This is a genomic window from Maribacter sp. (assembly GCF_039968975.1).
Taxonomy (GTDB): domain Bacteria; phylum Bacteroidota; class Bacteroidia; order Flavobacteriales; family Flavobacteriaceae; genus Maribacter.
This window is the reverse complement of sequence record NZ_JBDVOT010000177.1, coordinates 24,341-36,693: the sequence shown is the minus strand read 5'-3', so window position 1 is coordinate 36,693 and position 12,353 is coordinate 24,341. Positions and strand designations below refer to the sequence as shown.

The following is a 12,353-nucleotide window of genomic DNA, read 5'->3' as shown; positions in this document are numbered from 1 at the left end:
AATTGTATTTTGATTTTTAATTTATTTTTTTCCAACAACCAACAACCAACAACCAACAACCAACAACCAACAACCAACAACCAACAACCAACAACCAAATATCAATATCTCCTCTCTGAGCACTGTTTACTGCTTGCTTTTGACTAATTTTGACGTTCTAATTAAGAGCACCTGAAAATAGTATCGCAAATAAAGGAACCTGTCTATCAGGAAATGGAGTTGTTTGAGTCAAAGTTTAGAGATTCAATGACTTCTAAGGTTGCGTTGCTTAATAGAATCACACATTATATTGTAAATAGAAAAGGGAAGCAAATGCGACCTATGTTCGTTTTTCTAACGGCAAAAATGTTGAATAACGGTGAGGTCAACGAGCGTACGTATCGTGGCGCTTCTGTAATAGAATTAATACATACCGCAACATTGGTGCATGATGATGTGGTAGATGAAAGTAATAAACGCAGGGGCTTCTTCTCTATAAATGCATTATGGAAAAATAAGATTGCTGTTCTAGTAGGTGATTATTTACTCTCTAAAGGTCTGTTGCTTTCTATAGATAATGAAGATTTCGATTTACTTAAAATAATCTCTGTTGCCGTTCGTGAAATGAGCGAAGGCGAATTATTGCAGATAGAGAAAGCAAGGCGCTTAGATATTACCGAAGATGTTTATTATGACATTATAAGACAAAAAACGGCAACCTTAATAGCGGCTTGTTGTTCTTTGGGAGCTTGTTCTGTAAAGCCGGATAGTCCAGATGTAGAAACCTTTAGAAAATTTGGAGAACTATGTGGTATGGCATTTCAAATTAAAGATGACTTGTTTGACTATGGTGGTGAAAAAATTGGGAAGCCTACAGGTATAGATATTAAAGAGCAGAAAATGACACTGCCTTTAATTTATGCGTTAAATAATTGCAGTAAGAAAGAGAAGAGTTGGGTCATCAATTCCATAAAAAATCACAATAAGGATAAAAAGCGCGTCAAAGAAGTTATTGCTTTTGTGAAAAATAAAGGCGGACTAGATTATGCGGTAACCAAAATGTTACAGTATAGAGATGAAGCTTTAAAACTTCTAAGTACATATCCTGAATCTGATTATAAAAGCGCCTTAGAATTAATGGTGAATTACGTCGTTGATCGTAAAAAGTAATTATTACTCTATTTTTTAATCTATTTAAGTATTTGAAATACAGTATTTTAAAAATTAATTTTAATTTTTATTGACCTTCAGGCAACCATACCTTCTTCTACTGCGTCTATGTTAATAGAAGACCAAACCAATATTTTGAAAATTATACCTTTTTATAAAAACGAGAAGCAACTCATTAAAAAAGCAACAGCGGGAAACCGCGATGCTCAAGAGCGTTTGTATAAAAAACATGCTCCCAAAATGTTGAGTGTCTGTCGGCAGTACATAAAAGACATTCATTTTGCGGAAGATGTCATGGTGCAGGGTTTTTTAAAAATGTTCACTAAGCTAGACACTTTTAAGTTTGAAGGTAGTTTTGAGGGCTGGTTAAGACGCATTATGATTAGGGAAAGTATTTCTTATTTAAGAAAACAACAGTTCGTAGTATATGATGATGAGGTATATGAAAAAAACCAATCTGAAGAAATATCACAAAGTACCGATTTGGATACCGAGCATATTCAACAATTAATAGATGCTTTGCCGCAAGGCTATAAAATGGTATTTGTATTGTATACCGTAGAAGGGTATAAGCATAAAGAAATAGCAGAAATGCTTTCTATATCAGAAAGTACTTCAAAGACACAATTACTAAAAGCTAGAAAATTGCTTCAAGAGCAACTAAGACAGCAAAATATTATAGGGTATGGAAACCGATAAATTTGAAAAACATATACAAGCCAAGTTTCAGGAACGAGAAATATTACCGTCAGAAAATGCTTGGTCAAAAATTTCATCAGAATTAAATGATGATGCGCCTAAAAAGAAGCCAGTGTATTTATGGTTAGGTATTGCGGCAAGTGTAGTCGTTTTAATTGGGGTTGCGCTGTTTTACTTTAAAGGTACAGCAGTAGAGAATGAAATACCGCTAAAAATTGTTGATACAGAAGAAGAAAATATACAGGAAGAAGTTTTAATAGAAGAGCCGGTGTCTTTTAAAAACGAAGAGCAAATAGTTGTAGTGGTGTTAGAAACAGAGCCTAGTAGCAAAACTGTAGAAGTCAATGAGGTTCTAATGCCAAAAGTAGAAGAGCCTTTAATAATTGATGATGAAATAAAAGTCGCTGTTGTGGACAACGTGCCTAACAATAAATCTTCTGAAACTTTAATAGTGTCAGATGAAATCATTAATTCTAAAGTAGCGGCAATTATTGCCCAGGTAGATGTGTTAGAGCAACACAGCACGGTAACCGATGCCGAAGTAGATTCGTTGTTAAAACGTGCTCAAGATGAAATATTAAGAGAAAAAATATTTAATAAAGATAAATCTGTCGATGCTATGGCTTTGTTGACAGAGGTTGAAGATGAACTTGATCAATCCTTCCGAGACCAGATATTTAATTCCCTAAAAGCCAGTTTTATAAAAGTGCGTACTGCTGTGGCAGATCGCAATAACTAAGCAATCACAAATCGTTTTTCCTTATCTCTATAAAATATTATGGGGACAGGGAGCGGAGTTTATTCATCAAAAAAAATCAAAATCGAAATGAGAACAATTACCATGTATTTAATGTTGTTGCTGACACTCTTTATGGTGCAAAATTCAGTAGCGCAAGAAGAGTTAAAAGATAAGGTGGAAACGCTTGAAAATCAAAAAAATAGAATAACACAGCAGGAAAAAGAGGCATTAAAATATGAAGTTGAAAATATCAATAAACAACTAAAAGATGGTCTGATTACAGAGGCAAATGCTAATTTACTTAAACAGCAAGCCGCTGAAGTAAGAGCGTTAAATATTGAAAATAGAATCGCTATAATTGATAATAAAATATCACTTCTAAAAAGAAATAACGGAGTAGACTTAGAGCTTACTGAAGATTCTTACTTCAAAAATGATTCTAAAACTATTTTAGGAATAAATATAGAGAGAGGTAAAGAACCTAGTTTTGAAAAGCGAACACATACAGATTTGGTCGTTGCATTCGGTTTAAACAATGCCATTAGGTATGGAGAGTCACTTTCGGATTCTCCATATAAATATTTAGGCAGTAGGTTTTTTGAAGTAGGTTATGCTTGGAATACAAGGATAAGTAAGAATAGTAATTGGTTGAGAATAAAATACGGGTTTTCTTTTCATTTTAATGGGTTAAAGCCAACGGAAAATAGATTTTTCACAGTATCCAGTGATAATCAGTTTCCTGTTTATGAACTTACTAGATTACCGGTTATTGATGGAGAAAGACAGGAAGAATTGTTTAAGTCAAAATTAAGAATGGATAATTTAGTTTTTCCTTTTCACTTTGAATTTGGTCCCTCTGAAAAAAGAGAAAATGGGCCGTATGTTAGATATTCTACAAACAAGAAGTTTAAATTTGGAATAGGTGGTTATCTAGGTTTTAATTATAAAAATAAGCAGACTGTATTATTAGACAGAAATGCTCAGATTGGTACTATTCTAAGTTCTAGATCTGGAGGTAACCAGAAAACAATTTATGGAATTAGTGCTTATGTAGGGCGCGGTGATGTATCACTATATTTAAAATATGATTTAACCCAAATATTTCCTGGTCCAAGTCTAAAACAGAATAACATTTCCTTAGGCCTTCGCTTCGACCTTTAAATAAGAAATACATCAATCAAATTAGCTATGGTGCCGTGTTTATTTACCAGTTGCTACAGCTGATTATTTGTATTAGATAATTCTCGATTCATCTCTTCGGTAAACTCGTTCTCATAATAACCACGTTTACAGTGACTACATTCTATGGTAGTAGTACTAGAGATTTTAAAAGGCTTGATCCAGAATATATGAAAGTAGTTCTTTTGGGTAACAGCTGTCAATGTTCCATGTTGCTGACAATAAGGGCATGCACAATTAAAAAGATGTTTAGTTTCGGGCTTTCCAGGTCTAGTGCCAAAGAATAGAATCATTATTGCTATTTTTGATGTTCTAATTTACACAAATTTATTTGCCCTTTTCAAAGGGGCTGAGGTAGCAATATGATTTCAAAAATTACCATAGATAAAGTTTATGAAACCGCTCGTTTAGAAGAGGTGATTGGTGATTTTGTACAACTCAAAAAATCAGGCTCTAACTTCAAAGGTCTTAGTCCGTTTACAGATGAACGTTCACCAAGTTTTATGGTATCTCCCGTAAAACAGATTTGGAAAGATTTTAGTAGTGGTAAAGGTGGTAATGTGGTCGCTTTTTTAATGGAGCATGAGCATTTTACCTATCCAGAGGCTATAAAGTATTTAGCTAAAAAGTATAATATTGAAGTAGAGGAGACAGAGCAATCTAACGAGCAAAAAGAGCAGGCTAGTGAGCGCGAAAGCATGTATCTGGTATCTGAATTTGCCCAAACACATTTTAAAGAAATGTTGTGGGAGTCTGAGTTGGGTAAAGCAATTGGCTTAAGCTATTTTAAAGAACGTGGGTTTACAGATGAAACCATCAAGAAATTTGAGTTAGGGTATTGCTTGGATCAATGGGACGGTTTTACTACAGCAGCTCTAGATAAGGGATATAAATTAGAATACCTTTCAAAAACAGGGCTCACCATTGTTAAGGAAGATGCCAACAACCCAAATGGTTCACGAAAATTTGACCGATTTAAAGGTCGGGTTATGTTTCCTATCCACTCCTTAAGTGGTCGTGTACTTGGTTTTGGAGGGCGTATTTTAACGAACGATAAAAAGGCGGCTAAGTACCTGAATTCACCTGAAAGCGACATCTACCATAAGAGTAAGGTGTTGTACGGTATTTACCATGCAAAGCAGTCTATAGCAAAAGAAGATAATTGTTATCTGGTAGAAGGTTATACAGATGTTATTCAATTTGCGCAACGCGGTATTGATAACGTAGTGTCTTCTAGTGGTACGGCATTGACTCCGGAACAAATTAGGTTGATCAACAGATTGACCAAAAATATAACCGTATTATTTGATGGAGATGCGGCAGGTCTTCGAGCATCGTTACGTGGTATAGATTTAATTTTGGAGCAAGGTATGAATGTGCGTGTATGTACATTTCCTGAAGGTGAGGATCCGGATAGTTTTGCCAAGAATAATGAACTGGAAGAAGTCATGACCTACCTCAATGACAATTCTAAAGATTTTATTCAGTTTAAGGCATCCCTTCTAGTCAAAGAGGCAAATAACGACCCTATAAAAAGGGCAGATACGGTTAGGGATATTGTAAATAGTATTTCTAAGATTCCAGATCGTATTCAAAAAGAAATCTATATACAAGAGTGTGCTCAGATTATGAATATTTCTGAGGCTGTTTTGTTCAATACACTTGCGCAAATAGGGAAGAAAGGTGATAAGAATCTACCGCCGCCGCAAATGGAGGAGCAGAAGGCTTTTGATGTTGTTCGTAATACCAATGAGGAAAAAGAAAAGAAAGTTGATGTACAGTATCTGTTAGAGCGAAAAATTATTGAATCGCTAATGTTGTATGGTAACTTTAAAGAGCAGTTTGAGGATTTGGTGTTGAAAGAAAATGATGCGGGAGATTTAGTGCTAGAGCCAGAAATATCTGAAATTAAAGTATACGAGAAAATCTACTTGGATCTGCAAGAAGATGAAATAGAATTGGCTAATGAAGATTTTCGTAAAATGTATGCCAAGCTGATAGAGGCTTTAAATGAAAAGGAAGAATTTTCAATAAAAACATTTGTCAATAGTCTAGAGCAAGAAATGGCCAATCAGATTTCTTCTATTTTAATGGAAGAAGAACGTTATATTTTACATGATTGGGAGCGAAAAGAAATTTTTCCGAAGAGTAAAGAAATAGGTGTGGCGCAGTTGGTAAGTGAGACCATATTAACTTTACGTTGCTTCTTGATAAAAAAGAGAATGAACACCTTGCAAAATACTACTGAAGATTCTACTACAGATCATAGAGAAGTGTTAGAGGAAATTATGAATTACATTCAGTTAAATAAGTTGTTGAACAAGAAGCTGAACAGGGTACTGTCTTAAAAACCTAAAAGGTATATAAATAAAAAGACCTGCTATAAGCAGGTCTTTTTTTTGTGTTTTATACAGTTGTAAGAATTTAGTACAATTCTAAGGCTTTTGCCTGTTGTAATAAATCTACCATATTATCTACATTTAATTTTTTCATTAAACGAGCTTTGTAGGTACTAACTGTTTTTTCATTTAGGTTCAAACCTAAAGCAACTTCTTTATTACGTTTACCACTAGCTAAAAGTTTAAGGACTTCTATTTCTCTAGTAGATAATTTTCTAAAGAACCTTCTTGGTTTTTTGGTTCCTTCATCAAAAGCAAGACGCTGTGCCAGTTCGTTAGTAATGAACATGCTACCTTCGCTAACTTTAGTTACTGCTGCAGTAATGTATTCTACACCAGAAGATTTAGATAAATATCCAAAAGCACCTGCTCTTATAGCACTTAAGGCATAAACATCTTCAGATTGACCGCTGTACATAAGGACTTTTACGTCCGCGTAATCTTTTTTAATTTTGCGTAATGCCGCTATTCCGTTAATATCTGGAATATCCATTTCTAGCATGACCACATCGGGGGTTGTGTCTTTGAGTTTTTCAAAAAGTTCTTCGGTAGTAGCTACCTCATCGATCAATTCAAATCCCTCAGCGGATTCTAGAACCTTCCTAACTCCCATTCTTATGATAGGGTGGTTATCCGCTATTAAAACTTTGATCATTAATTGTTTTTTTTTATAGATTTCAGGACCTATGATTGTCTGAAAAGACAACATGCAATGTAAGGCTTAAAATTCTAAATTAGAAGTCAAAGTTGCATTATTTTATAATTAACGTAAAATTTTAGATTTTATTTTCGATTTAATACCCTGATTTCTAGTTGAGTTGTTATTTTAACTCTTTTGGTATCTCACAAACAGGTATTGGTAACATCTTATGCTGGTTCATAGAATTCAGGCGTGTAAAAATAGTATATACTTCCTTTTTTCTTCCTTCGAAATCATCGATTGTTTTGCCTTCGTCTTTCATTGTCATCGCCCATTCTAACTCAGGGTAAGAGGCTCCTATCTGATCTTCATCTGTTCTGTCATCGCCCCATAGGCCATCCGTTGGTGCAGCCTTAACAATCTCTTCGTTTACTCCTAAAGCTTTTGCAATATCATATACTTCGGTCTTCATTAAATCTGCAATCGGACTTAAATCTACACCACCATCACCGTACTTTGTATAAAACCCTACGCCAAAATCCTCCACTTTATTACCTGTACCTGCTACCAAATATCGTTCTAGGGCGGCGAAGTAATATAAACTGGTCATACGTAAACGTGCTCTTGTATTGGCTAAAGACATAAATCTGTCCTCTTCATTGTCAACACTGGGTAATGCGTCCACTAAACTGTCGAATACAGGTGTTAGGTTAACCGGTTGTCTTTTTACGTTGGGGAAATTGGCTGTTAACCAGTCAATATGTCTAGAAGCGCGGTCACTTTGGTTTTCTGCTTGATGAATAGGCATCTCTAAACAAAGAAGGTCTAAACCTGTCTTTGCACAGAGGGTAGAAGTAACTGCAGAATCAATTCCGCCAGACACGCCAATTACAAAACCTTTCTGTTTTGCATTTGTAGCATAATCTTTTAACCATTTAACAATGTGCTCAATTACCTTTTCCGTTTGCATACCGCTCTAATTATTTAGTAAAATCAATTAACTTTGCCCTAAAAATAAGTTGAACACTGTAAATAATAAAATGTATTGTAAAATACTTGCCAAGGTCAAACCTATTTTTATGCTATTATCAGTTTTTTTCATGCTTTCTAGCTGTAATGATAGTGATAAGGTAGCTGAAGAGATTGCCGCTATACCGATGGACCTAAAAATTTCTCGATTTGATCGTGAATTCGCCGCTTCTGGTGAGAAAGGTTTGCCTGGTTTGCGTAAAATGTACCCGTATTTGTTTCCTGCACCAGATAGTGTTTGGATCGCTAAAATGAAAGATTCACTTCAGATAGAACTATTTCAAGAGGTGGGTAATGCCTTTCGTAGTTTTGAAGATGAGGAAGAAGGTTTAGTGCAGTTGTTTAAACACATTAAATACTATTTTCCACAGTATAAGGTGCCAAAAATACTTACCGTAACCAATGATGTTGATTACAACAACAGAATTATTTTAACCGATAGTTTACTGTTCATTAGTCTTGATAATTACTTGGGGTCTGAGCATAAGTATTACGGTGGTTTTCAGCGTTACATAGCGCAATCTTTAGACCGTAATTATTTGGTTAGCGATGTAGCAAGCGCATTTGCAAAGCAGGTTGTGCCAAGACCTAGAGACCGCAGCTATCTTGCCCGTATGGTTTATTTTGGAAAAGAACTATACCTTAAGGATAAATTGATGCCAGAGGCAAACGATGCAAAAAAGATAGGATATTCTCAAGAAGAAATAGACTGGGCCGTTGCCAACGAAGAGCCTATGTGGAGAAATTTTATAGAAAACGAATATTTATATAGTACCGATAATAAATTGAATCAGCGATTTTTAGAACCTGCACCGTTTTCTAAATTCGGATTAGAGTTGGATAATGAGTCGCCGGGGAGACTTGGTCGTTATATAGGCTGGCAAATTGTACGAGCCTTTATGGAAAACAATGATGTAAGCATGATGCAATTAATGCCAATGCCTGCAGATGAAATATTTAAGAAATCAAATTACAAACCGAGAAATTAGATGGCAGATTTACATACTTCAGAAATTACACTGCGCGTAGGATTAGATGATAATAGAATTCCGGAAACATTAAACTGGTCTGCACAAGACGGTGGTATAGAGAACGAAGCCGCAAAGGCAATGTTATTATCCGTTTGGGATAGCAAGAACCAAGAGTCTTTGAAAATAGATTTGTGGACAAAAGATATGCCTGTAGACGAAATGAAAACATTCTTTCATCAGACCTTGGTTTCTTTGTCAGATACTTTTCTAAAGGCAACTCAAGATGAAAAAATGACGGCTACCATGAAAGATTTTTGTGATTACTTCGCAGAAAACCTAAATCTTAAAGATCAAGGTTAAACCGTTTTCAACTTCTTTTTACCTTTTGTTTTTTTAATCCAGTAGATAATATAGGCAGTTCCTAATACGGACGGAGTAATCCATGCCCATAGATTGTCTTGGTGCATACCGGCAACAAAAAATGCTGTTACCGATGCAATGAGTGCACCCAACATTCTGCTTAGGTGATTTATGAGCCATAGCTTTCTATTGTTCAATGTATTCTTAAAGAGCTTGTAATCTCCGTAAGGTAGAAACAGACCGATGATTCCGAAGAACAGATAAAGAATACTGTGAGAATAGCCGTTTAGTAATCCGGTGACACCAAAGCCGATCATTAGTAGGGCACAAATAGCCATAATCCCAGAAACTAGTTTGTCGGTCACGTTTGCTTTTGTTTTTTTGGTCGATTTAAAAGTGAGTGCTCTATTGCCCGCCAAAACCATGTAGATGGTAAAAATACCGATCAAAAATAAAAAGGTATTGATGTGATTGGGCATTCTGGCGACTACCAAAGAAATTACAGAGCTAATGATCATAGACCAAGAAAACCATTTCCCTAATAGTTTATGGTTTCGTGGTCCTTTTTTGACTACAATACTGGCAATACCCGTTATAAGTCCTACTCCTCCAAAAAAGGCATGTATGTAAATGAAAATTTTAATGATGTTTTCCATGTTCGGTTGGTTTAATGTTTTACAAAGATGGAGGTATCATTGCTCAGAAGATAAGTTAAGTTACCCAATTGTAAGTTTTGGGTGCTGAGTTGTGGTGAAGGGAAGTACAAGGTACTAAGTATTAAGTACAAAGTCGTAATTAAAAATTAAACGTCTTTGCGAGGAGGTTTTATTAAAGTTTCAATTCATGTAATTTACCTATGTCAGTTCGAGTGGTTTTATGACGTAGCAAAGCGGAGTCACAAAATTGTATCGAGAACAGGTTTGGAACACGCAAGGTTCTCGATATCCTCATTATCGACGGACAAGCAAATTTTCTCATACTTCAAAAATTCACTCGAACTGATATTTTGTTCTGTTATAGTAAAAGGTGCGTAGTACCAATTTTTATAGACAATAGCTATTGCGAACGACTTAATACTTCGTACTAATTACTTAATACAAAAAAACGCACAGCGTTAAAAAACCATCAACTAACAATTAATTCCTATTCTTCTTAGGCTTACACGTCATGCAAAAATCTGAAAGGGTATTTATTTCATCAATGACTTTGTTATGTTCCTTTTGTAGCAATTCAGCATCTTTACCAAAATCCGTTGCCTTAAAAACTTGTGCGCTTACGGTATTCATTTCTTTTTGTAGCTCATTAAAAATAGGTTGAAATAAGCTAGAATCGCTAAAAGCACCTTTTTCTTCATATATCTTCTTGCGTATTTTTCTGGAGTACAATTCTACCAAGTCAAAATCATACCGACCAAATTGTAGTAGCTGATTCGCTGTTAACGAATCTGGGGCAACCAATACCGCTAAGTTCTTTTGAAAAATAGCTTTGACCTTGCTATTGAAGTTCTTGGTAAACATGAAAGAAACCGAATTCATGTTAAAGCTGAAATCGATTTTAGCACCTGAATAAATGGAATAGGAGGTAAGCGCAGCATTAATTTCCGATTCCGGAGACTGATAGTCGCTTAGCTGCAATTCGTAATCTGGATTCCAGACGATGGGTTCTTGTGCTATGGCAAATGATGTTGAGAATGCTATGAATAAAGTAAAGATGAATTTTTTCAAAGGAATTGTTTTAAAATTTAAATCTAAAAGTTAAGGTACATCTTTTGTGTAAGCTCGTACAATCTTTATCAAATCCTTAACTAGAAAGCAAATAAGGAAAAGATAACAATGCGTTATGGATTATATGTAAACCTACTGACATAAGTATACTATACTTTAATCTGGCATAACTAAAAATAACGCCACCCAAAAAATGGGAAAGTGCCATTATCGGAATATAAACTAGTATTGAAGAACTTAAATCATAGTTAGCAATATGTAAAAACGAAAAGCTAAGTATCAAAAGATAGAAAATGATCAATCGATTGTTTCTCCAATAGTTAGTTAATATAATTACAATTTTTGGGCTAAGTACAAAAACCAATAATGTAGATATCGATAATGCCGATACAAATGCTATATATAGGTTAAAATCAAGAATAATTTTTAATAGGATGTAGGTTAAACCAGCAATCATTATGATAAAATTTCTTTTAGAAAATTTAAGTCCTAATCTAAAAGTGAGTTCTTCTATAATTGGTGCGACGATAGCAAAAATGCTAAACTTTAAGAATCCAGAATACGAATCAAAATCTTGAGTTTCACTTTGAATAGGCATATCAATACCATCTATAGAATTTAGGGACAATGAAATGCACAAGTAAAATAATTTTAAAAGAAAAAGTAGACCTAACAGTTTAAAGAATATTCTGGTCTTATTTTTAAATGGTAGTTTACCACCCTCAATATATCCAGTTTTTAGAAGTGTACTAATATCCTTTAGTATTTTCATAAATTCAATAAGATTACTGTTTTAACCTACAACTGAAACTCGGTCTGGTTGCTATTGGGATCAAAAATATTAGGGTAATGCTCTCGTGCATTCCGTTCCATAAATTCCATAGGTACATCTTCAAAATGACCGTAATCTTCTAGGTACTCCATAAACTGTGTTCCGTCTGCACTGAATTCTTGTAAAACGGCATCATTTTCTCCATCAAAATCTAAAGGCGCTACATTAAGCATTTCACATAAAGATGCATTGAATGTCGGTGATAGCTTTAACCATTTTCCATTTATAAAAGCATCTACCATACCATGGGGCGTAAGTTCATTAGAACCAAATTTTTCAATAAGCCGTTCTACGCCAATATGGTTTTTAACTTTCGCCAGATGAATTCTCGCAGGTATACCAAGTGCGCGAAGTGCGGCAATTAAGATGATAGACTTATCTATACAATGACCGTTGGTACGTTTTACAATTTTACTGGCACGATATTTCTCTTTATTAAAACTTAAGCTGTAGGGGTCATAACGCCAGGTATCTCTTACCGTGTTGTACAGGGCAATAGAAATTTCTTTTTCAGAAAGCGTAGTGTTTTTGTATGCGGATACCAAATCTTGAATTTCCTCGCTTTCGTAATCAAAAAAATAAGTTGGAGATAAGTAGTCCATAATAGTAACAATTAGAAAATTATTATATGT

At 34.8% G+C, this 12,353-nt stretch carries 14 protein-coding genes; 7 read left to right on the top strand and 7 right to left on the bottom strand.

Going from position 1 to position 12,353, the window contains the following annotated elements; translation table 11 throughout:
* Positions 1 to 171 precede the first annotated feature (171 nt).
* The 4 genes from ABJI11_RS11955 (at position 172) to ABJI11_RS11940 (ending at position 3,748) form a co-directional block, all read left to right on the top strand.
* Positions 172 to 1,149, top strand: coding sequence for a polyprenyl synthetase family protein (locus tag ABJI11_RS11955; protein ID WP_348352426.1), 978 nt, complete (start codon positions 172 to 174; stop codon positions 1,147 to 1,149).
* A 135-nt stretch (positions 1,150 to 1,284) separates the two neighbouring features.
* On the top strand, positions 1,285 to 1,848 hold the full coding sequence (locus ABJI11_RS11950) for an RNA polymerase sigma factor (RefSeq protein WP_276494552.1): 564 nt from the start codon (positions 1,285 to 1,287) through the stop codon (positions 1,846 to 1,848).
* Complete coding sequence (locus tag ABJI11_RS11945; protein WP_348352424.1) at positions 1,835 to 2,587, top strand: hypothetical protein; 753 nt, start codon at positions 1,835 to 1,837, stop codon at positions 2,585 to 2,587. The genes ABJI11_RS11950 and ABJI11_RS11945 overlap by 14 nt, the downstream gene beginning before the upstream one ends.
* A gap of 87 nt (positions 2,588 to 2,674) precedes the next feature.
* The gene (locus tag ABJI11_RS11940; RefSeq protein ID WP_348352422.1) at positions 2,675 to 3,748 is read left to right on the top strand and encodes a hypothetical protein; all 1,074 of its coding nucleotides are present in this window, start codon (positions 2,675 to 2,677) and stop codon (positions 3,746 to 3,748) included.
* 53 nt (positions 3,749 to 3,801) lie between these two features.
* Here ABJI11_RS11940 and ABJI11_RS11935 read toward each other — a convergent pair whose 3' ends face one another.
* Positions 3,802 to 4,059: a zinc-ribbon domain-containing protein gene (locus ABJI11_RS11935; RefSeq protein WP_348352420.1), complete on the bottom strand. Its 258-nt coding sequence runs from the start codon at positions 4,057 to 4,059 to the stop codon at positions 3,802 to 3,804.
* A 69-nt stretch (positions 4,060 to 4,128) separates the two neighbouring features.
* Here ABJI11_RS11935 and dnaG point away from each other — a divergent pair, with 69 nt between their 5' ends.
* Positions 4,129 to 6,114: a DNA primase gene (gene dnaG / locus ABJI11_RS11930; protein WP_348352418.1), complete on the top strand. Its 1,986-nt coding sequence runs from the start codon at positions 4,129 to 4,131 to the stop codon at positions 6,112 to 6,114.
* Between the two features lie 76 nt (positions 6,115 to 6,190).
* On the opposite strand, the gene ABJI11_RS11925 is transcribed toward dnaG, so the two are convergent.
* Positions 6,191 to 6,820 carry a response regulator transcription factor gene (locus ABJI11_RS11925; protein ID WP_036156232.1) on the bottom strand — a complete coding sequence of 210 codons (630 nt, stop codon included), beginning with the start codon at positions 6,818 to 6,820 and terminating at the stop codon, positions 6,191 to 6,193.
* Positions 6,821 to 6,986: 166 nt separating this feature from the next.
* A complete protein-coding gene (gene nadE, locus ABJI11_RS11920; protein WP_348352416.1) occupies positions 6,987 to 7,775 on the bottom strand; it encodes an NAD(+) synthase in 789 nt (262 codons plus the stop codon).
* A 109-nt stretch (positions 7,776 to 7,884) separates the two neighbouring features.
* Between nadE and gldB the strand changes: the two genes are divergently transcribed.
* Together gldB and gldC are read left to right on the top strand one after the other, a co-directional pair.
* Positions 7,885 to 8,823 carry a gliding motility lipoprotein GldB gene (gene gldB, locus ABJI11_RS11915; RefSeq protein WP_348352414.1) on the top strand — a complete coding sequence of 313 codons (939 nt, stop codon included), beginning with the start codon at positions 7,885 to 7,887 and terminating at the stop codon, positions 8,821 to 8,823.
* Entirely contained in the window at positions 8,824 to 9,165 is a 342-nt protein-coding gene (gldC, locus tag ABJI11_RS11910; RefSeq protein WP_276494544.1) for a gliding motility protein GldC, read from the top strand.
* Here the strand turns inward: gldC and ABJI11_RS11905 are convergent.
* The 4 genes from ABJI11_RS11905 to ABJI11_RS11890 form a co-directional block, all read right to left on the bottom strand.
* Complete coding sequence (locus ABJI11_RS11905) at positions 9,162 to 9,821, bottom strand: hypothetical protein (protein ID WP_348352412.1); 660 nt, start codon at positions 9,819 to 9,821, stop codon at positions 9,162 to 9,164. The genes gldC and ABJI11_RS11905 overlap by 4 nt on opposite strands.
* A 480-nt stretch (positions 9,822 to 10,301) precedes the next feature.
* On the bottom strand, positions 10,302 to 10,889 hold the full coding sequence (locus ABJI11_RS11900; RefSeq protein ID WP_348352410.1) for a hypothetical protein: 588 nt from the start codon (positions 10,887 to 10,889) through the stop codon (positions 10,302 to 10,304).
* A gap of 76 nt (positions 10,890 to 10,965) precedes the next feature.
* Entirely contained in the window at positions 10,966 to 11,661 is a 696-nt protein-coding gene (locus tag ABJI11_RS11895; RefSeq protein WP_348352408.1) for a hypothetical protein, read from the bottom strand.
* 26 nt (positions 11,662 to 11,687) lie between these two features.
* Positions 11,688 to 12,323, bottom strand: coding sequence for a transglutaminase family protein (locus tag ABJI11_RS11890; RefSeq protein ID WP_348352406.1), 636 nt, complete (start codon positions 12,321 to 12,323; stop codon positions 11,688 to 11,690).
* Positions 12,324 to 12,353: the final 30 nt, after the last annotated feature.